The 19,413-nt window shown below is 58.7% G+C and carries 17 protein-coding genes; 6 read left to right on the top strand and 11 right to left on the bottom strand.

All coding sequences use genetic code 11. From position 1 onward, the window contains the following. Positions 1-2: 2 nt before the first annotated feature. Both RQI55_RS01410 and RQI55_RS01415 read right to left on the bottom strand, forming a co-directional pair. Positions 3-773 (bottom strand): DUF2076 domain-containing protein, encoded by a 771-nt coding sequence (locus tag RQI55_RS01410; protein ID WP_243255287.1) that lies wholly within the window; start codon positions 771-773, stop codon positions 3-5. A gap of 111 nt (positions 774-884) precedes the next feature. Continuing rightward, entirely contained in the window at positions 885-1,475 is a 591-nt protein-coding gene (locus RQI55_RS01415) for a HupE/UreJ family protein (RefSeq protein ID WP_243255289.1), read from the bottom strand. Positions 1,476-1,695: 220 nt separating this feature from the next. On the opposite strand from RQI55_RS01415, the gene RQI55_RS01420 reads away from it, so the two are divergent. After that, the gene (locus tag RQI55_RS01420; protein WP_042617342.1) at positions 1,696-2,277 is read left to right on the top strand and encodes an ATP-dependent Clp protease proteolytic subunit; all 582 of its coding nucleotides are present in this window, start codon (positions 1,696-1,698) and stop codon (positions 2,275-2,277) included. A 62-nt stretch (positions 2,278-2,339) separates the two neighbouring features. Here RQI55_RS01420 and RQI55_RS01425 read toward each other — a convergent pair whose 3' ends face one another. Both RQI55_RS01425 and RQI55_RS01430 read right to left on the bottom strand, forming a co-directional pair. Beyond that, the gene (locus RQI55_RS01425) at positions 2,340-3,899 is read right to left on the bottom strand and encodes a B12-binding domain-containing radical SAM protein (RefSeq protein WP_243255291.1); all 1,560 of its coding nucleotides are present in this window, start codon (positions 3,897-3,899) and stop codon (positions 2,340-2,342) included. A 183-nt stretch (positions 3,900-4,082) separates the two neighbouring features. After that, positions 4,083-5,144, bottom strand: a complete 1,062-nt coding sequence (locus RQI55_RS01430) for an SDR family oxidoreductase (protein WP_243255292.1) — start codon at positions 5,142-5,144, stop codon at positions 4,083-4,085. 99 nt (positions 5,145-5,243) lie between these two features. Between RQI55_RS01430 and RQI55_RS01435 the strand changes: the two genes are divergently transcribed. Continuing rightward, positions 5,244-5,627, top strand: a complete 384-nt coding sequence (locus RQI55_RS01435) for a helix-turn-helix domain-containing protein (RefSeq protein WP_243255294.1) — start codon at positions 5,244-5,246, stop codon at positions 5,625-5,627. Positions 5,628-5,629: 2 nt separating this feature from the next. Here the strand turns inward: RQI55_RS01435 and RQI55_RS01440 are convergent, their stop codons facing one another. Beyond that, a complete protein-coding gene (locus RQI55_RS01440; protein ID WP_243255296.1) occupies positions 5,630-6,304 on the bottom strand; it encodes an MnmC family methyltransferase in 675 nt (224 codons plus the stop codon). Positions 6,305-6,467: 163 nt separating this feature from the next. Here RQI55_RS01440 and RQI55_RS01445 point away from each other — a divergent pair, with 163 nt between their 5' ends. Beyond that, positions 6,468-7,652, top strand: coding sequence for a benzoate/H(+) symporter BenE family transporter (locus tag RQI55_RS01445; RefSeq protein WP_243255298.1), 1,185 nt, complete (start codon positions 6,468-6,470; stop codon positions 7,650-7,652). A 299-nt stretch (positions 7,653-7,951) separates the two neighbouring features. After that, the gene (gene leuA, locus RQI55_RS01450; RefSeq protein WP_243255300.1) at positions 7,952-9,658 is read left to right on the top strand and encodes a 2-isopropylmalate synthase; all 1,707 of its coding nucleotides are present in this window, start codon (positions 7,952-7,954) and stop codon (positions 9,656-9,658) included. A gap of 58 nt (positions 9,659-9,716) precedes the next feature. On the opposite strand, the gene RQI55_RS01455 is transcribed toward leuA, so the two are convergent. Next, on the bottom strand, positions 9,717-10,676 hold the full coding sequence (locus RQI55_RS01455; RefSeq protein WP_243256932.1) for a metallophosphoesterase: 960 nt from the start codon (positions 10,674-10,676) through the stop codon (positions 9,717-9,719). Positions 10,677-10,904: 228 nt separating this feature from the next. Here RQI55_RS01455 and RQI55_RS01460 point away from each other — a divergent pair, with 228 nt between their 5' ends. Continuing rightward, on the top strand, positions 10,905-11,303 hold the full coding sequence (locus RQI55_RS01460; protein WP_243256933.1) for an NUDIX domain-containing protein: 399 nt from the start codon (positions 10,905-10,907) through the stop codon (positions 11,301-11,303). Positions 11,304-11,305: 2 nt separating this feature from the next. Here RQI55_RS01460 and RQI55_RS01465 read toward each other — a convergent pair whose 3' ends face one another. After that, positions 11,306-12,298 carry a glutathione S-transferase family protein gene (locus tag RQI55_RS01465; protein WP_243255302.1) on the bottom strand — a complete coding sequence of 331 codons (993 nt, stop codon included), beginning with the start codon at positions 12,296-12,298 and terminating at the stop codon, positions 11,306-11,308. A gap of 294 nt (positions 12,299-12,592) precedes the next feature. Between RQI55_RS01465 and RQI55_RS01470 the strand changes: the two genes are divergently transcribed. Then, positions 12,593-13,159: a GNAT family N-acetyltransferase gene (locus RQI55_RS01470; RefSeq protein ID WP_042617334.1), complete on the top strand. Its 567-nt coding sequence runs from the start codon at positions 12,593-12,595 to the stop codon at positions 13,157-13,159. A gap of 4 nt (positions 13,160-13,163) precedes the next feature. Here RQI55_RS01470 and RQI55_RS01475 read toward each other — a convergent pair whose 3' ends face one another. Genes RQI55_RS01475 through RQI55_RS01490 form a run of 4 tightly spaced genes read right to left on the bottom strand, consistent with a single transcriptional unit; the run spans position 13,164 to position 19,399 of the window. Further along, on the bottom strand, positions 13,164-13,586 hold the full coding sequence (locus tag RQI55_RS01475; protein WP_243255303.1) for an N-acetyltransferase: 423 nt from the start codon (positions 13,584-13,586) through the stop codon (positions 13,164-13,166). Continuing rightward, complete coding sequence (locus RQI55_RS01480) at positions 13,586-15,667, bottom strand: hypothetical protein (RefSeq protein ID WP_243255304.1); 2,082 nt, start codon at positions 15,665-15,667, stop codon at positions 13,586-13,588. Before RQI55_RS01480 ends, RQI55_RS01475 begins: the two co-directional genes overlap by 1 nt. A 1-nt stretch (position 15,668) precedes the next feature. Further along, positions 15,669-18,482: a DUF4159 domain-containing protein gene (locus RQI55_RS01485; RefSeq protein WP_243255305.1), complete on the bottom strand. Its 2,814-nt coding sequence runs from the start codon at positions 18,480-18,482 to the stop codon at positions 15,669-15,671. Further along, positions 18,479-19,399 carry a DUF58 domain-containing protein gene (locus RQI55_RS01490; RefSeq protein WP_243255306.1) on the bottom strand — a complete coding sequence of 307 codons (921 nt, stop codon included), beginning with the start codon at positions 19,397-19,399 and terminating at the stop codon, positions 18,479-18,481. Before RQI55_RS01490 ends, RQI55_RS01485 begins: the two co-directional genes overlap by 4 nt. Between the last annotated feature and the right edge of the window lie 14 nt (positions 19,400-19,413).

A 19,413-nucleotide genomic window follows, 5' to 3' on the forward strand; every position in this document is an offset into this window, starting at 1 on the left:
GTTCAGACGAAGGAACCGCTGTCGCCTGAGTCGAAATCAGCGTCGTCTGCGCTGTCGTCGTAGTCAGCCTGTTGCACATCAGAGTTGTCGTCATTGCTGGCGACATCCTGCTGCTTGTCGTCATCACCGTAATAGTTGTTGATGACGGTTTCCTCGACTGGCGCTGCCGCAGTTCCTGCACCGCCCAAAGCCGATCCCCAACCGGATGAGGCGACATGGTTGGAAAATATGCCGCTCAGCGAATTCGCAAGCAGCATGCCACCGGCAACGCCCGCTGCCGCGCCCAGCGCCCCTTGCAGAAAACCTCCGCTGCCACCGCTCGCACGCCCAAAGGCCGAGGGCTGCTGGTTGCTCCAAGGGCCACTGGGCTGCGGAGCATCGTTGCTTCGTCCCCATGGTCCCTGCGCCTGAGAAGGCTGAGATTGACCTGACATGTCATTGCGATAGCTCGGTGCTGGCGCAGGTGCAGCGGATGCTTGCTGGGTGCCACCGAAAATCGAGCTGAGGAAGCCGCCTTGCTGTACTGTCTGTGGTGCCGGGTTATTGTTTTCAAGCTGGTGGACGCGGTCTTCCAGCTGGCGAATATGTGCCGCTGCCGCTTCCAGACCTTTTTCCTGCACGATGACGGCTTGCGCCAGATAATAGGGGGCGGAGGGATCGTCCTTCACGGCCTGCGAGATCAGCGTTTCCGCCTGAGGATCGCGCGGCGTTGAGGATGCAGACTTGACCCTGTCGAACAGGGATCTGATGAGTTGGGTTTCTTCTGGTGACATTGGTAGCCTCCTTGGCGTGCCGAGAAACGCACACCAAGGAAGTAGGGTTCAATTTCGACTTTTAAAAGCCGTCTGCGCCTTACATTTTTGTAAGGTTGAAGACCTCGATCTTCAGCCGCCGAAGACCAGCGAAAGACCTGTGAGTGCGGTCAATCCACCGAGGATGCGCACTGCGACGGTGCCAAGCTTTGCAATGGCCATTCCAAGCGCGATGCCTGCAACATGAAGGCCCATAGTGGCGACCACGAAGCCGACGCCGAATTGAAGCGCACCTGCGCTGCCCAATTCGCCGCCATGCGCGTGACCGTGGAAAAGCGCAAACACGCCGACGATGGCAGCCGCAACGCTCACCGGAACGCGGGTTGCCATGGCAACCAGCAGGCCAAGCGCGATAATGGAGGCCAGAATTGCCGGTTCAACGAATGGCAGTTCGATACCGCCAAGAGCCAACAGAAAGCCCAAGGCCATGGTGCCGACGAAGGCAGCCGGAATTATCAACAGTGCCTTGCGATTATCTGCAGATGTAGCGATCTGGGCTGCCCAGATGCCGACGGCGACCATGACGAGAATATGATCGGCACCGAACAGCGGATGTGAAAACCCTGCCATGAAGGAGCCGTGTTCTTCCGGGTTCAAATGGGCGAAGGCCGGGAGTGTGGTTGCGGCCAGCGTTGCAGCGGCGAGTGATAGTCTTTTGAACATCGTTCCCTCTTCAATCTTTTTAACGCGAGGCAAAAGGCGCTTGGGTCGCCGGATCAAACCTCGCTATTAACGATATCGTAGTGACGAATAGGCTGTCCATGCGTCATTTGACGGTGCCTTGTTTATTAAGCAGTTCCGCGCCTTGTCTTTTTCGCTCATTGTTTTACGACACAAATCACACTATGTCCGGTAGGTAATGAATTACGTTGGAGACCGCCACATGAACGAAGACGAAGACGACAAGAGCAAGGAACTGCCGATCGGCAAGGAAACGGAAGCGAATCTTTTCAAGTCGCGTTCGATCTTCATCTATGGCGGCATTACCCAGGAATTGGCGCAGAAGGTTTGCACGCAGCTCGTGGCACTTGCCGCAGCCAGCGATGACGACATCCGCGTCTACGTGAACTCGCCCGGCGGCCACGTCGAATCCGGCGACAGCATTCACGACATGATCAAGTTCATCAAGCCGAAGGTTTACATCATCGGCACGGGCTGGGTCGCTTCCGCTGGCGCGCTGATCTATGTGTCGGTTCCGAAAGAGCGTCGTCTCTGCCTGCCAAACACCCGCTTCCTGCTGCATCAACCATCCGGCGGCACGCGCGGCATGGCATCCGATATCGAGATCCAGGCACGCGAAATCATCAAGATGAACAAGCGCCTGATCACGATCTTCTCCAAGGCCACAGGCCAGACGGAAGAAAAGATCGCCAAGGATATCGATCGCGATTACTGGCTGGGCGGCGAAGAAGCCAAGGCATACGGTCTCGTTGGCCGCATCGTTGAAAGCCAGTCCGAACTTTAAGAGTTCGACATTTGAAATTTCAAAAGCCCGCGCTGGTCTCAAACCGGCGCGGGCTTTTTCGTTTATGTTACGCCTGTGTGCGTCATGTCATCGCCCGCCACTTCATGCCCCGGGACCGTTTTGTGAGTGCTGTTTGCACCCGCGGCCTGCTTGGTGAGGCGAGGGGTCTTGCCAAACCACTCGGCCAGCGTCATGGGGCCCTTTTGGGGTGGAGGCTGGCGGATGAATTCGGCAATTTCTGCCCGCCATACCCGGAAACTGAACCGGAAGCTCCAGCGCATATGTTTGCGCAACTCCTTGTCCGGATGGAATAGGATGCGCCACAATGCGCGTGGTCGACAGTGGACGGCCACCTCTAGCATTTTCACCATCGCAAAAATCATGCCCGGTGACAGGTGGCGGGATGACAGCAACTGATGTCGGTAATCCCACTTGCTGCGGTCGGTTTCGATGACGCGGCGTTCGCCATTTTCCGCCGTCCAGTCAGACCAGCTGTGGGGTGTCAGATACATGGCGTTCAACAAGTCCGGGTCATACAGGCTGATCTGACGCAGGGCACGGAGATAGTCGGCGAAGCGCTCTTCTTCAAAGCCGACGATATGGCCAAGCATGGACAGGATGCCATGCTGGCGGAGAAGCGTGACCGCCTGCTGGTCTTCACGGGTCGTCGAACCCTTTCGAATGGCTGCAAGCGTGGTCGGGTCGGTTGTTTCGATGCCCATCAGCACGCAGATCATGCCGGCTTTCTTCATCAAAGGCAGAAGGTCTGCATCGCGCACGATGTCGGTTGCACGGATCGTTGCAAACAGTCGCACTGGGACGTTTTCCTCGACCAGCGCCTCCAGAAATTCGCGCCACAGGCGTTTCGATGAGGTCGGGTTTTCATCCGCGAGGTCAACAAAGCAAACGCCGTGCGTGCGATGCAGCCAAGCAATTTCAGCCGCAACCGCTTTGGGAGCGCGGTAGCGCCAGCGGCTCCAGAACTGATACTGGCCGCAATAATTGCATCGGTGCGGACAACCACGCGAAAACTGGATGATGGCTGCGCGGCCAAGGCCGAAACACTGGTACAAGTCCCAATCTTCGATCAGCTCCCAGCCAATACGCCATTCGTTCAGGTCCTTGATCGTGGCGGCTGGTCTGGTTTCGACGTGACTGCTATTTTCGCGGTGGACGATGCCCGCGACGGTGGCGGGTGACACGCCGTCTGCCAGAGCCTGCACAAGCGCAAGTGCTATCGCTTCGCCTTCGCCTTTGATGATGATGTCGACCGACGGTTCACGCACCATGATGGCGGCGGCGTGATAGGTCGGGTAAACACCCCCATAGACCGTCAATGCCTGCGGACATGCACGCTTGGAAGCGTCAAGAACCAACATGCAGGCCGGGTGGGCAGGGGTGGAGCCAGCGTGCCCGGTCATAACCATATCCGGTGCGAACGCCTTGATCGCTACCTCGATTTCGTCCGCCGTCATGTGGTGGCGTTCTGCGTCGATCAGCTGGCACTCATGTCCTGCATCGATCAGCGGACCTGCGACGCAAAGGAGACCAAAGGGGATCTGGTGGCCAACGCCACGGGATGTGAGGGAGATGTAGGGTGGATTGACGAAGAGTATACGCACGAAGTCTTCCTTTCCAGCGCGCCAAGGTGGAGGTGGGATGGGGCGCGCGCTGTGATGGCTTCTGCAACCAGAATTTCTTTTTTCTACCGTGCGTTTATGTCTTGATGGTAATCAAGCGTCAAATAAAAAACCGCATTGGTCGGGCCAATGCGGTTTCGTTGAGCGAGGATCAGATAGTTCGCGTCAGGGAATGAGGCGATCCTTGCGTAGGGTCTCAAACAAGGAAAAGAACGCGTCATCCGTCGGCTGGTAGTCCTTGAAGCCTAGGCGTCGGCTTTTGCCCATGTCGGTGACGACCTCAAGAGGGCGACCGAGATCGGCGTCCGTGTGCCATGGCGATGCCAGGCGGTTGAGGTCGGGTTCGGCAAGGTTTTCGCGGAGCGCGATTTTCTGCCAGATTTCGGCATCATCCTTCATCTGCGCTTCCAGCGGAATGACAGTGCCATCGAATGGAGCGGCCTCAATGCCAAACCAGTCGGCGATGCGTTCCCACATCCAGCTCCAGCGGAAAATGTCGCCGTTGACGATGTTGAACGCCTCGTTCTTCGCTTCTGGCGTTTCCGTGGCCCATAGCAGTTGCTTTGCCAGAATTTTGGCATCCGTCATGTCCGTCAGGCCGTTCCACTGGGCAGATGAGCCGGGGAACCGGAAGGGGCGGCCTGTTTCGCGGCACAGGGTCGCATAGACGGCGAGTGTCGTGCCCATGTTCATGGCATTGCCGACTGCCTGACCGATGACGGTGTGCGGGCGGTGGACGCTCCATGAAAAACCATCACGTTTGGCCGCTGAGAAGACCTCGTCCTCCTGCGCGTAATAGAAGTTTTCCACGTCGAGGCGGCCTTGCTCCTCACGGAACGGCGTCTGCGGCAGCTTGCCTTTGCCATAGGCTTCGAAAGGGCCGAGATAGTGCTTGAGGCCGGTGACCAGTGCCACATGGCGTGTGGATCGACCAAAGCTCAGGCCATCTAGCAGATTGCGCACCATGGCGGAATTGACGCGGATGTTTTCGGCCTCGCTTTCCTGACGCGCCCATGTGGTGATGAAGACGGCGTCGGGTTTCACATCCACAAGGGCTTTTGCTGTTTCAGTCGCGTTTTGCAAATCAGCCGCAACGGGAATGATGTGCGCGTGCTGCGCCGGTTTGCGTGAGAGGCCATAGACCCGCCAACCCTGTTCCAACAGAAGATTTGCCGTAGCGCTTCCCACGATCCCGCTTGCGCCTACCACCAATGCCGTTTTAACCATGCTCGAACTCCATTTTTTGTAAGAGCTATAATTAGGCATTCCGCATAGTGTCGTGTAGACGGCACGGATTGGGGACATGGATACCAAAGGGTGACCACGATGAAACCGGGAAGCCACGAAGCGGAATGGCGCGAGGATTGTGCGCCGAGGCGCGTGCTGGAGCTGTTTTCGACCAAATGGACCAGCATGATCTTGCACACGCTGCATACTCTGCATGAGGGAACGGCCCGCACCGGCGTGCTGGAGCGTAGCTTGCCGGGCATTTCCAAGAAAATGCTGACGCAGACGCTGAAGGAAATGGAGCGAACAGGCCTTGTCACGCGCCATGTTCACGCAACCCGGCCACCCGCCGTGGAATATACCCTGACCGCGCTCGGCAACAGATTTCTGGAGCCTGTGGAGATGCTCTATGCGTGGGGAAGGGACAATGCCGATGCGCTGGACGCGTTGGGAGAGCGGTCAACCTCGCGGCGCAACGCTTAAGCTTAAGCTTTGGAAGCAATCCACAGCGTGTGGCGCGCACCGCCGCGCTTGCCATTGGCGCGAACGCTGACTTCATCTGTGGCGAAACCGGCCTGCCGCAGGCGGCGGGTGAAGGCGGCGTCCGGGCCTGACGACCACACCGCCAGCACGCCTTTCGGGCGCAAGGCGGATCTCGCGGCTTGCAGGCCATCGCCATCATAGAGGCTGTCATTCGATGGGCGAGACAGGCCATCCGGGCCATTATCGACATCCAGCAGAATGGCGTCATAAACAGCTTTTTTCGAGCGGATGAGCGCACCGACATCTCCGACATGAATGTCCACGCGGGCATCATCCAGCGTGCCCTCGTGCAAATCTGCCATCGGGCCACGCGCCCAGGCAACGACCGCCGGCACCAGTTCAGCGACGGTCACGCTTGCGTCCGCCGGTAATGCGCCCAAAGCTGCCCGCAGGGTAAAGCCCATGCCCAGCCCGCCGATCAGAATGCTCTGGTTCGGTCGCCCTGCAATGCGTTCGCATGAAAGCGTTGCCAGCGCTTCCTCGGAGCCGCTCAGCCGGCTGTTCATCAGCTCGTTTGAACCGAGCATGATCGAAAATTCCTGGCCGCGCTGCTTGAGGCGCAGCTCGGTGCCATCGCCGGGAATGGCGGCTCGGTCCAGTTCTATCCAAGGAAGCATCTGATGTCTCGCTGTGCATTTTATCAGATCGAACATCTACACGGGCAGACAGATGAGAACAACCGCGCCCTGCAGGCGGCCTGGCGGCCATATGCGGCTTGTCAGCGCTCGCGTTTTTTGATCTGTGACGGAGATTATCGTTTCCCATTGCAAGAGCCCCCATATGCTGAAAGATTTTTCGCTCCAAAGCCTTTTCATGGGGTGCCTCACGGCATTTGTGGGTTTTGCCAGTTCATTCGCCGTGGTTCTGCAAGGCCTGAAGGCTGTCGGCGCAACGGATTACCAAGCTGCGTCGGGCCTGATGGCCCTGTCGGTTTCCATGGGCATCTGTGCCATTGTCCTGTCGGCCACAACGCGGCTTCCCGTCTCTATCGCATGGTCCACGCCGGGCGCTGCGCTTTTGGCCACGACAGGCATTATCGAGGATGGGTTTGCGGGTGCCATTGGTGCCTTCATCATCTGCGCGGGGTTGATCATCATTGCGGGTCTGTTCAAGCCACTGGGACGGGCGGTTGCCTCCATTCCTGCACCGCTTGCCAATGCAATGCTATCCGGCGTCATCATCGGCCTTTGTTTCGCGCCCATCAAGGCCATCGGCTTCAACCCGGCGCTTGGCCTGCCCATCATTCTGGCATGGATCGTCGTCGGGGCCATCAATCGATTGTTTGCAGTGCCTGCAGCACTTGCCGCCTTCACGCTTGTGATGATTTTCGGGGTGGATATTCCTCCGGGTGCCATGGATAGCGTGCTGCAGTCGCTCGCGCCGCCGATGGAATTCGTGATGCCTGTGTTTCATCTGCAAGCCATTGTTTCCATGGCGCTGCCGCTGTTCATCGTCACCATGGCCTCGCAGAACATTCCCGGCATCGCCGTGCTCAAGGTCAATAATTACCATCCCGAACCGGGGCCACTCTTCGTAACAACAGGCTTTTTCTCGTTGCTGGCAACGCCATTCGGTGGCCACGCGGTCAATCTCGCTGCCATTACCGCCGCCATGTGTGCAAGCGAAGATTCTCATCCCGACCCCAGCCGTCGCTATTGGGCTGCCATCATCAGCGGTGTCGGCTACATTATTTTCGGCCTTCTGGCAGGCGTGGTCACCGCTTTCGTGGCGCTTGCACCGCCTGTGCTCATTCAGGCGGTTGCCGGCCTTGCACTGGTAGCTGCATTTTCCGGTTCTGCCGTTGCGGCTTTCAAGGAGCCAGACACCCGTGAAGCCGCTGCCATCACCTTCCTCATCACCGCATCCGGCCTGTCCTTTGGCGGCATTTCGGGCGCATTCTGGGGCCTGCTGGGTGGTGGATTGATGATGCTGCTGACGGGATTTGTGAAACGCCTGAAAAAGTGAAGATGCCCTTGCAACTGAAAATTTCGCCGCTTATAAGATTCGCATGACCCATTGCACAGCAACCATATCAGGGATGAGCACGCAGATTTCTGCGAAGGCTTGCCCATGCGGTGCACTCTCGCTTCTTAGCCTCGACCTTACACGCGGTTGCCGGGTCCAGTGAGGAGCGCCCGGCGGCCGAAAGCCCGCTGGTGCGAACGCTCCTCAAGTCAAAATTTCATTTTACTGGATTGAATACCCGTTAGGGTGCGCATTCGACGACGGCTTTTCAGCCCGCGATGCGTGGAAGGAGCAAGATAATGGACGCCAAGACACAGATTTCCAAGGGCATGCCGGACGCCAACGTAAAGTATCGGCCATACCCCGTCATCGACATCAAGGACCGCACCTGGCCATCGAAAACCATCGACAAGGCGCCGATCTGGTGTTCAGTGGATTTGCGCGATGGTAACCAGTCGCTGGTCAACCCCATGGGGCATGACCGGAAGGCGCGGATGTTCAAGCTGTTGCTGGAGATGGGCTTCAAGGAAATCGAGATCGGTTTTCCCTCGGCATCGCAGACAGACTTCGATTTCGCCCGCTGGTGTGTGGAGCAGGGCGGTGTGCCCGAAGATGTTTCCCTGCAGGTGCTGGTGCAGTGCCGGCCGGAACTGATCACGCGCACCTTCGAATCGCTGGAAGGCGCCAAGAATCCGATCATCCATTTCTACAACTCCACCTCGGAATTGCAGCGCCGTGTGGTGTTCGGAAAGGATGTTCACGGCATCAAGCAGATCGCGGTTGATGCGGCCAAGATGATTACCGACATGGCGGCAAAGGCCGGTGGCGGATATCGTTTCGAATATTCCCCCGAGAGCTTTACCGGCACTGAACTGGAAGTGGCGCTGGAGATTTGCAACGCAGTGGTCGAGGTGGTCAAGCCAACGCCAGACAACAAGCTGATCCTCAACCTGCCGTCGACAGTGGAAATGGCAACGCCGAACATCTATGCCGACCAGATCGAATGGATGTGCCGCAACATCGACAACCGCGAAAACGTCATCATCTCGCTGCATCCGCACAATGACCGTGGCACTGGCATTGCCGCCACGGAGTTGGGCCTGATGGCCGGTGCCGACCGCGTGGAAGGCACGCTGTTTGGCAATGGCGAGCGCACCGGCAATGTCGATGTCGTGACGCTGGCGCTCAACATGTACACGCAGGGTGTCGATCCCGAGCTGAATTGCCGCGATATCGAGCGCATCAAGTCGGTCTACGAATATTCCAACGAAATGACGATCCCTGAGCGCCATCCTTATGTGGGTGAGCTGGTCTACACCGCGTTCTCAGGTTCGCATCAGGATGCGATCAACAAGGGTATGAAGGCGATCAAGGTTGCCAACCACCCTGTGTGGGAAGTGCCTTATCTGCCCATCGACCCCAAGGATGTTGGCCGTTCCTATGAGGCGATCATCCGCATCAACTCGCAGTCCGGCAAGGGCGGTATCGCCTATATTCTGAACGAGGATTACGGCATCAACCTGCCGCGCAATCTTCAGGTGGAATTCCGCGAGGAGATTCAGCGCATCACCGATGAAGAGGGCGTCGAACTGCCGGCCAAGCGCATCTACGAACACTTCATCGAGCGATATGTGACGCAGTCTGACGCGCGGCTGAAATTTGTGGATCACCACACCTATCCGGCGGGTGATTTCAAGGGCATGCGCGTTGTTGCGGCTGAGATTACCGATAATGGCGAGATCAAGCGCATCGAAGGAAAAGGCACTGGCCCCATCGATGGCTTCATCAATGCGCTGTCGACCTATCTGGGCATCGACCTCTCGGTGAATGACTACTCGGAACACTCGCTGCAGCACGGCTCGAATGCCTCGGCCATCGCTTATGTCGAGATGGAGCATCCCGGCGGCAAGCTGTTCGGCGCTGGCATCAACACCAACATCGTCGGTGCATCGCTGGAAGCGATCGTGTCTGCCGCCAACCGCGTGTTGGAAGCGCGCGCGAAATAAGCATCATCCCCATTCCTGTGGTATCAACAGGAATGGGGACTATCTCCCGGATTATTCTTTATTGCCGCTGTTCAGCGGGGTTTGCGAAGCCCAGCGGCTTGCCATTGCTGTAAAACACCCGCACGTCTTCCAGCTCAACGCCTGTGGCTTTTTCGTTGAGGCCATAGCGTTCGCAGGTCACGTCCCATGTGCCGGGGCCACCATCGATGTGGAAGAGATTGTATCCCGCGCGTGGCTTTTTGCCGCCTGGACCCTGGCTGGTGGAGGCTATGCATACGACGGGCGTGTGGTCACGCCCGCGATGGGTGTTCAGCCAATAGACCGTGTTGAGGTGGGTGTGGCCGTGCAGAACGAGTTCTGCGCCACCGGTGGCAATGGCGGCAGCGAAGCGGCGAATGCCGATCATGCGCTTGTGGGTGGCCGCGGCGCCCCTGATGGGTGGGTGGTGGATCATCACCACGCGAAACAGACCTTTTTCGCCTGCTTCTTTCAGCAATTGCGCGGTGGCCCGCGCTTGCCTGCGTCCGAAATATCCGGTGGCGGAGAAGGGTGGCGTTGCGATGGATGTTGAGCATCCAATCATCGCAACAGGGCCGCGAACCCGCATGTAAGGGAAAATCTTGCGGTCTTCGTCCCAGGTTTCCTTGTCGCCATCGCCCCGCACATAAGGGTACCAGGCCGCCATGGCCTTGTCATGCGCGCCGGGCACGTAGGCGTCGTGGTTTCCCGGTACAACCGAAACCTTCAGTGGATCGCCGATTTCCTCAAGCCAGTCTGCGGCGGCGCGGATCTCGATGCCGGTTGCCAGATTGACCAGATCACCCGTAATGGCGATATGGTCCGGCGACCTGCTTTCCATATCATCGACGATCTTTTCCAGCGTATCGCTGAAAAGATGCTTGCGGCGGTTGAGACGCCAGTTCACAAACCCAAGAATGCGCTTGGATGCGAGTTCGCGAAAGGTGAGCTTCGGCAGCGGGCCGAGATGAATGTCGGAAATATGGGCAAGTTTGAACATGCGTTCAGACATAATCTATCCATGTTGGAGCGTACAATGCGAAATCTCGATTTTTCAAAGGGATAAGCGCTGAACGTGTGAGAGGGAAGCCCTATCTGGGGTATCGTACTTGAGTTGACGGAGAGTTGAGACGTGAGTGAAAACCATGGGCGGGGCGAAGGGTTCCGGCAATTGCTGCGGAATCTTGCCAAACGCCTGCTGCACACGTTCTTCTTCTTTCGTCGCGGCATGACACTTGGGGTGCGCGCCGCCTGTTTCGATGAGCAGGGCCGTGTGTTTCTGGTGCGCCACACCTATGTGCCGGGCTGGCATATGCCGGGTGGCGGTGTCGAGCGTGGCGAGACCTGCGTGGCGGCACTTCACAAGGAAATTCGTGAGGAGGGCAACCTTGTTGCGAGCTTTGCGCCGCAACTGTTCCATATCTATTTCAACAACCGCACCAGCGACCGCGATCATGTGATGTTTTATCGGCTGGAGGTCACGCAAAGTGCTGCGAAAGTACCAGACCGCGAAATCAGCGAGAGCGGATTTTTTGCTCTGGACGCTTTGCCTGATGGCACGACGCCCGCCACCCGCAGGCGTCTTGCGGAACTGGCGGGCAGCGCGATGCCTGCGGATTACTGGTAGGCTCAGCCTAGCTGCTCTCGCCCATGGGCCCTGTCCAGTTCCAACTCGGGGCCAACAGGCACGATGCCAGTCGGGTTGATGGTCTTGTGGCTACGGTAATAATGCTCCTTGATATGCCGCATGTTGACCGTCTCAGGCACGCCTGACGTCTGATAGAGATCGCGCAGATAGCCGGTCAGGTTGGGGTAATCATGAATGCGGCGAATGTTGCATTTGAAGTGGCCGACATAGACAGGATCAAACCGCACCAGCGTGGTAAACAGCCGCCAGTCTGCTTCCGTCTGGTCTGAGCCCAGAAGGTACCGCTTGGTTGCAAGACGCTCTTCCAGCATGTCCAGCGTCTCGAAAATCTTTGTGACGCTCTCTTCATAAGCTTCCTGCGTTGTGGCAAAGCCTGCCTTGTACACACCGTTATTGACCGTGTCGTAGATGCGATCATTGAGGGTGTCGATTTCGCCGCGCAGAGCCTGCGGATAGAAATCGCCTGTCGATCCGGTCAGGCCATCAAAGGCTGAGTTGAACATGCGGATGATGTCTGCCGACTCGTTTGAAACAATGGTTTCCTGCTGCTTGTCCCACAGCACAGGCACGGTCACGCGGCCGGAATAGACAGGGTCGGCCTTGGAATAGACCTGCCACATGGCGGAAAATCCGAAAAGGTGATCTTGCGTTGCGCCCGGCGTGCGGGTGCTCTCTGGTTTGAACTCCCAGCCGTTCTCAAGCATCAGCGGATCGACAACTGACACGGAAATGAGGTCTTCCAGCTTTTTCAGCTTGCGAAAAATCAGCGTCCGGTGCGCCCAGGGGCAGGCCAGAGAGACATAGAGATGGTAGCGATCTTTCTCCGCTTTGAAGCCACCCTTGCCGGAAGGACCTTCTTCGCCATCTGCGGTGACCCAATTGCGAAACTGCGAGGCGCTGCGTTTGAAGTGGCCCTTGGTTTCCTTGGTGTCGTACCAGACGTCCTTCCAGACACCTTCGACCAGCATACCCATCTGCGATCTCCTTATGGTTGTTGGCGCACTGTAAGCCATGCGCGAGCGCAGGCGAACCCTAGAGGTAGTGAACAGTGCGTTTCGTTTATGATTTGCCACACAAGGTGAATGGTTCTGGCGACGGATTTGTTCTGGACGCGTCGGAATTTTCCTGATATCCGCGTTTATCACAATTCTGAGGAAGTTCTGCTTTATGACCGTACTACGGATGCTCCGACGACGCTGACCCGCCGAACGCCTTAACCGGCGCAGCCGTCATATCGTCATGTCCGTATCCAACGTTCCGGTCCCTTCATGTCCAAGCACGAACTTGTCTACCTTACTGAAGACGCGTCCCATGACGCCATCATCGAACTGATCAACGCAGAAGCCTTCGGGCCCGGCCGCCACACCCGCGCTGCCGCCCGCATTCGCGAGCAGGGGCCGCATGATCGTGCGATTTCCTATATCTGCGCCGATGACGGCGAAACGATTGCGTCGGTGCGCATGACGCCGGTTCTGGCCGGTAATGTCAAAGGCCATATGCTCGGGCCTCTTGCCGTGCGGCCCTCCCACAAAAATCTTGGCATCGGCCGCGAACTGGTGCGGATTGCCATCGCTGCGGCCAAGCGCAAGGGTTCGGAAGCCGTGATCCTGATCGGTGATCCGCCATACTACATGCCGCTGGGCTTTGAAAAAGTGGCCTATGGTGCACTCGATTTTCCAGGTCCCGTTGATATGAACCGGGTTCTTGTCGTGCCCCTGGCTGCCGACACGCATGAGCGGCTTGTTGGCAAAATAGGCTGGCGGAGTTGCGCTGCGACCGTTGCCTTGGAGCTTGAAGAAGAAGGCTACGGCGCGCCACTGCGTGCGATCGGCTGAAACTCTAATACAGCCGTTTCTTGAGATAGGTCAGAGCCGTCGTATCGGTGAAGCCTTCAATCTGGCCAAATATCTCATAGCCGCATGCCTGATAGATCGCCAGCGCATCCGGGTTCATCGTGTCGATATAGGCACCCTTGCATCCGCGCTTGCGGGCTTCGTCTTCGGCCATTGCCAGCAATTTCGGGCCAAGGCCTTGGCCTCTCATCTCTTCCGGGATGAAGAGGAGCGATGTGTAGAGCCAGCCGCGTGCGGTGTGGCCGCTGAGGCCTCCGATGACAGAGTCTTCGTCATTGCGCAGCGCGATGACAAGCTCCCGCCAATCACTCGGGCCAAAGCGATCCACATTATAGGACTTGAGAGCCGCTAGAATTGCCGCTTCGCTATCCTTATCCGGCCCGTCGCTGATGGTGATCTGAGGCTCCATCAGCGGCCTTCACGCCACCACAGTGCGGAAAATGCCATGAGCAGCGCCGCAAGGCCTGCAAAACCGGCAAAGAGCGGCAGCGTGTTGACGCCCTTCAGCACCGTTTCATCGGTGAGGCGAATGAGCATGCGGTCATTGTCGGCAACACGAATGTCACCGCGAACAGGCAGAATATCCGGCAACACCACACGACCATTATCATTGACAACGCGGTGGATGCTGCCCTTCGTGGCATCGACCAATGGCTTCAACGGCTCGGTGGTCGAGATCATCGCCTTGAATTCCGGCGCATCGACAGCCCCCACATGGACAAGCGTGGTGAATTCGCCGTTGGAGATTTCGTAGAGGCCGGTTTCATCCATGCGCCGCTCGATCTTGTAAAGACCGGGCTCAGCCTCTGTAAATGCCATGGTTTCTGTCTTGCCGGTCGGGAACCGGACGGTGGCATTGCCGGGATTATCGCCAATGGTCTGGCGCGTGATTTCCAATGCGCGGCCATTGGCACGCGCCGTCAGCGCCTCTTCCTCAAGTTCCGGTTCCTTCATCAGCCAGTGGGCGATGCGGCGGTAGAGCCCCACATGCGGCCCGCCGCCTTCATAACCACGCGCCCACAGCCAACCCTGATCAGACAGCAGTATGGCGACACGGCCTTCGCCCTGCCTGTTCAGCACGAGAAGCGGGTCCTGCCCATCTCCCAGCATCACGGTCTGGCCCTGCGGTTGCTCGACGCCGACAGTGCGGAACCAGCGGCCCCATTGTGGCGGCTCCTGGTCTGAACCTTCCAGTCCGCGTGTCACGGGGTGTTTCTTGCCCGCTTCAGACAGACGCGGGTAAAAGGCGGATTGATGCACTTCGCCGGTGGGCTGCGCTGGCAGCACGGAGGCAAGCGGCGTCATGGCAATGGAATCCTGTCCCGCATGTTCAGGGCCAGCAGCAATCAAAAGCGCACCGCCCTTTTCCACATATTGGGCGATGTAATCATAATAGAGGATCGGCAGCACACCGCGGTGCTGGTAGCGATCAAAGATGATCAGATCGAAATCCTCGATCTTTTCCACAAACAGTTCGCGTGTGGGGAAGGCAATCAGCGAAAGCTCGTTGATGGGCGTTCCATCCTGCTTTTCCGGCGGGCGCAGAATGGTGAAGTGAACCAGATCAACTGATGTGTCTGATTTCAGCAGGTTGCGCCAAGCGCGCTCGCCCGCATGGGGTTCGCCGGATACCAGCAGCACGCGCAGGTTCTGGCGGATACCTTCGATAACGTGGACGGCGCGGTTGTTGGTGGTCGTCACCTCACCGGGAAGCTCGGCCACGGAAAATTCCATGACATTGTTGCCGCCGCGTGGAACCTTGAACTGGAACGGCACCGGCTGGCCGGGCGTCGCCTGTAGTCTGGCGATTTCCTGACCGTTCATCTTGATGGTCACATCGGCCTGGCCACCTTGCGCTCGACCATCATCGAACACCCGCAGCGTCAGTTCCTGCTGTTCGTTGACGATGCCGAAGCGCGGTGCGCGCACCACTTCAATGCGCCGGTCGAATTCATTGGCGCGGCCGGTGATAAGGCCGTGGACAGGGGCCTTCACACCCAGCGTCTGCTCGATATCAGATGTGACGTTTGGAATGTCATGGATCTGGCCGTCGCTGAGGAAAATGGCACCGCCGACGCGCGTGGGTGACACATCCGATATGGCAGCCGCAAATGACGAGAACAGGTTCGTGGCCGGTGAATCGCTGTTGGCATCGTTGGTGACTTCCACAATGCGTGGTTCGATGCGCGGAAAGCGGGCGAGACGCTCGCGCAGGGCGGCAAGCGCCTGATCCGTCTGCTCAGGGCGTTGCTGCACGTCCTGACTTTGTGAACGATCGACGATCACGGGAACGATGGTGGAAAGCGGTTCGTGTTCCTCATTGCTCAAAAGAGGGTTGGAGATGGCCAGCAGCAGTGCGGCGAGCGCCAGTCCACGCAACCACGCACCGCGCACGCCACGCCATAGGCCGATAATGGCAAGCAGGAATGCTGCGACGGCCAGAACCGCGATGACGGGCCACGGCAAGAAGGGGGAAAAGGCCAGTGTCATGCTATTGCCCCAACCGCTGGAGGATGTCAGGCACGTGGACCTGATCGGCCTTGTAGTTGCCGGTCAGCATATACATCATGATGTTCACGCCGGTTCGGAAGGCATGTTCGCGCTGCACTTCATCCGGTGGGACAGTAGGGAGAACCGCCGCGCCATTGGCATCGACAGCCCAGGCTCCGGCAAAATCATTGCCGGTGATGATGATGGGTGACACGCCATCGCCAGAGGAGGATATGCCCGACGTCGTTTTGGCCGCATCCTGCCGGGATTCCACCCACAATGGGCCTTGCGCATAGCGCCCCGGAAAGTGGTTCAAGAGATAGAACGAGCGCGTCAGCACGTGGTCGGTCGGCACAGGTTCCAGCGGCGGAATATCCACATTGGCGAGAATTTCCTGCAGGCGCTGCCCATTTGCGCTGGTGCCGCCCATGCTCTCAAGCGATGAGAACTGGTCTCGCGTATCAAACAGAACGGTGCCGCCCGCGCGCATATAGGCATCGATGCGGGAGATGGCAGCGGTGGATGGCATGGGTGCTGTGGCTGAAATCGGCCAGTAGATGATGGGGTAGAAGGACAGCTCGTCCTTGGAAATATCCAGCCCCACCGGCGCGCCGGGTTCAAGCGTGGTGCGCCACGTCATGAATTCCGTCAGACCCTGCAAGCCCTGTTCGGAAATGCGATCCACATCATCTTCGCCTGTTCGCACAAAAGCGAGGTGAGTGGTATCAAGCCTCTCGAAGATCGCTTCATCGCCTGGTTTGGGATCATCAGCACGGGCGCTGTCGGGCGAAAAGACCGCAAGGCTTGACCCGAGCATCAGCAGGATGGCCGCAGCCGAGCCGCGTGCGCGGGGCATGCGGGAAAACACGCCGTTCATGAAGAGAACGATCAGCGTATCAGCAAAGAGCATGAGAAGAGCCGCAATGAAGAGAGCAGGCCGCAGCGATCTTGCCTCTTCCCCCACCAAACCTTCGCGCACCGTTGCCATGCCGGCAAGCGAGGCATCTATGGGGCGAAGCACCGTGCCCTGCGGCAACAGGTTCAGCGCAACGAAACCGGCTTCCGTGCCGTAGAGGCCCGGCGGGTTGTCGAAACTGGCGCGAGGTGACTGGCCAGCCTTGATTTCCAGCGGCCGGGCAGACCCGATTTCCGTCGTCAAAGCGCCCTGTGCGTTCAGAACGCGGTAAGGCGCGAGCGCAGCAGCAGGTGCATTGGCGGAAGCCGAGGAGCCGCCGACCTGAGACAATTGCACGAGACGGCGCAGCATTTCCACGAAATGACCTGAAATCGGCAAATCCGACCAACTGGCTTCGGCGCTGACATGAAACAGCACGATACGGCCCGCATCCACATTACGCGTCGTTACCAGCGGCGTGCCATCGGCAAGGCTTGCCCATGTGCGCTCGGAAAGATCAGGTGTCGGCTCTGCCAGAACTTGGCGCTTGATGAGAACACCATCGGCTTTCGGCATGCCTGCAAAGGGACCGAAATTGGGGAAATCAGCCAATGGCTGCGGTTCTGCCCAGGAAAGCGCGCCGCCCAAGGCACGCTCGCCTTGGCGCAGCGTCACAGGCACCAGCGGGTCATCGGCAGGAGCGGCCGCAAGGCGCGGACCGGCGAAACGGATCAGCGTGCCGCCACGCGAGAGCCAGCGCCCGATGGGTTCATAGGTTTCCTGCGGCAAGCGACCAATATCGGCCATGACGATGACCGAAGGGTTTGATTGCAGCAGTTCCGGGATCGCCACGGCCAGATCCGCCTGTCGCTGCGGCACCAGATCGACATAGGGCTGGAGGGCGCGGCTGATGTAAAACAGCGGCTGAAGCAGCGGCTGGAAGTCGTTGCCTGTTTCCCCCGCCAGAAGGGCAACGCGGCGGCGGCGGAAACCATCATCCAGAAGACGCACAGAGCCTGCGCTCGCCAAGCGCTCCACCGAGAGACGGGCGAAATCATTGCGCAGTTCAAAGGGTGCGCTTAGAACAGCCGTCGTTTCGGCCGCGCCGGGCGCGAAAGCCGCGTCGTCGCTGGCGAGAATGCGGCCTTGGCTGTCATGGGCGTTGACAGTGAGGTTGGCAGGGCCGTCCGTCTCCAGCCGGGAGAGCGATACGGTCATGGTTTCGGCACCGTTTTCTGCGCCGGTAATCGCTGTAATTGCCTGCCCATCACCTTCCACCACGCGAAATTCCGCTGGATTGATGCTGGAAAGATCGGCAAGTGCGGTCTGGTCATCGGGTGTTGCGACACCATCGGTAATGTAGGCGAGGGTGCCGGGTGTCGTGCCATTCATGGCTTCGTTCACGGCTTGCGCGGCGCGCACCCGGTCCGGCACTAATGGCTGCGGTCTGGCTGCTGCCAGTTTTTCAAGCGCTGCTGCTGATGTGCCGGGTTCGGAATCGTGATCGCGGTCTGCCGTGAAGGTGATGGAAACGGGACGCTCCGCCCGCTCCGCATCCCCGATCAAGGCTTCTGCGGTGCGAACGCGCCGATCCCAATCCGGTGCCGAGGCCCAGCCATTGTCCATGACCAGAACCAACGGACCATCACCCGCCAGCGTGTTGTTGCGCGGGTTGATGACCGGATCTGCCAGCGCGAAAATAACGGCGGCGGCCAGTAACATGCGCAGCAAGGTCAGCCACCACGGGCTTTTCGACGGTGTTTCCTCGCGCTTCAGCACGCTTGCCAAAATGCGCAGCGGCGGAAACACCTCTGCTTTCGGGCGCGGAGGTGTCAGTCGCAGCAGCCACCAGATGGCAGGCAGCGCCAGAAGGCCGATGAGAATATAGGGGCTGGTGAAGACGAAGGGCAGGGCGCTCATGTCCGGCCTCCGGTCTTGGCCGTGGAGGGCGCGCCCGAGAGATACATGTGCATGGCAACAAGCGCTTCTGATGCCAGATGATCCGTGCGGTGAAACACAAAATTCCACCCCAGACGACGCAGCGAAGACGACAAGGCGTCACGCCGTGCGAGATAGGCGCGGGTGTAATCCTCACGAATGGTTTCGGCACGACCAGAGGTCAGCTTCTCGCCGGTTTCGGGATCGGAAAATTCGGTGCGCCCGCTATAGGGAAAGATCTCCTCTGCGGGGTCGGCAATTTCCACCACATGGCCGCGCATGCCGCGCCTTGCAAGCGGCGAAAGGCGCTCCATGACAGCAGTCGCATCATCCAGAAAATCCCCGATCACCACCAGATCGCTGGAGCCACGGATCATGGCTGTATCGGGTAATCCTGTCGTGGCTGGCGCGTGCATGATGGCGGTTGCGAGGCGCTCAGCGGCGTTGCGAGCCGAGATCGGTTCCATAATGCCGGGACAACCGATGCGTTCTCCAGAGCGGGCGAGAATTTCTGCAAGCGCCAGCATCAGAACCAGCGCGCGGCTTTCCTTGGAAACGCTGCCGAGCGTGGACTTGAACATCATGGATGGCGACAGGTCCGCCCAGAGCCAGATGGTGTGGGCCGCTTCCCATTCCCGGTCGCGCACATAGGTATGGTCATCGCGGGCCGAACGGCGCCAATCGATGCGTGAGAGACTTTCGCCTTCAGCATAGGGCCGGAACTGCCAGAAGTTTTCGCCGATACCGCGTTTGCGGCGACCATGCCAACCCGCGGTTACCGTGTTTGCAATGCGTTTGGCTTCCACCATGCAGTCGGGTACCAGTGCGGCGCGTTGGCGCGCACGGGCAAGAACGTCGCTGCCATGCGTCTGCTCTACGATCTGGCCGATGGATGCCACATGCACTCCTAATC

It is taken from the genome of Rhizobium sp. WCS2018Hpa-16 (assembly GCF_031843705.1).
In the GTDB taxonomy this organism is placed as follows: Bacteria; Pseudomonadota; Alphaproteobacteria; order Rhizobiales; family Rhizobiaceae; genus Agrobacterium; species Agrobacterium tumefaciens_C.

Excerpts from the sequence above, each read along its gene's own strand:
- RQI55_RS01475 (WP_243255303.1), bottom strand. The coding sequence starts at position 13,586 with ATGGAGCCTCAGATCACCATCAGCGACGGGCCGGATAAGGATAGCGAA.
- RQI55_RS01440 (WP_243255296.1), bottom strand. The coding sequence starts at position 6,304 with ATGCTTCCTTGGATAGAACTGGACCGAGCCGCCATTCCCGGCGATGGC.
- RQI55_RS01445 (WP_243255298.1), top strand. The coding sequence starts at position 6,468 with ATGCTGAAAGATTTTTCGCTCCAAAGCCTTTTCATGGGGTGCCTCACG.
- RQI55_RS01485 (WP_243255305.1), bottom strand. The coding sequence starts at position 18,482 with ATGAGCGCCCTGCCCTTCGTCTTCACCAGCCCCTATATTCTCATCGGC.
- RQI55_RS01460 (WP_243256933.1), top strand. The coding sequence starts at position 10,905 with ATGACACTTGGGGTGCGCGCCGCCTGTTTCGATGAGCAGGGCCGTGTG.
- leuA (WP_243255300.1), top strand. The coding sequence starts at position 7,952 with ATGGACGCCAAGACACAGATTTCCAAGGGCATGCCGGACGCCAACGTA.
- RQI55_RS01470 (WP_042617334.1), top strand. The coding sequence starts at position 12,593 with ATGTCCAAGCACGAACTTGTCTACCTTACTGAAGACGCGTCCCATGAC.
- RQI55_RS01465 (WP_243255302.1), bottom strand. The coding sequence starts at position 12,298 with ATGGGTATGCTGGTCGAAGGTGTCTGGAAGGACGTCTGGTACGACACC.
- RQI55_RS01410 (WP_243255287.1), bottom strand. The coding sequence starts at position 773 with ATGTCACCAGAAGAAACCCAACTCATCAGATCCCTGTTCGACAGGGTC.
- RQI55_RS01455 (WP_243256932.1), bottom strand. The coding sequence starts at position 10,676 with ATGTTCAAACTTGCCCATATTTCCGACATTCATCTCGGCCCGCTGCCG.
- RQI55_RS01430 (WP_243255292.1), bottom strand. The coding sequence starts at position 5,144 with ATGGTTAAAACGGCATTGGTGGTAGGCGCAAGCGGGATCGTGGGAAGC.
- RQI55_RS01480 (WP_243255304.1), bottom strand. The coding sequence starts at position 15,667 with ATGACACTGGCCTTTTCCCCCTTCTTGCCGTGGCCCGTCATCGCGGTT.
- RQI55_RS01415 (WP_243255289.1), bottom strand. The coding sequence starts at position 1,475 with ATGTTCAAAAGACTATCACTCGCCGCTGCAACGCTGGCCGCAACCACA.
- RQI55_RS01420 (WP_042617342.1), top strand. The coding sequence starts at position 1,696 with ATGAACGAAGACGAAGACGACAAGAGCAAGGAACTGCCGATCGGCAAG.
- RQI55_RS01435 (WP_243255294.1), top strand. The coding sequence starts at position 5,244 with ATGAAACCGGGAAGCCACGAAGCGGAATGGCGCGAGGATTGTGCGCCG.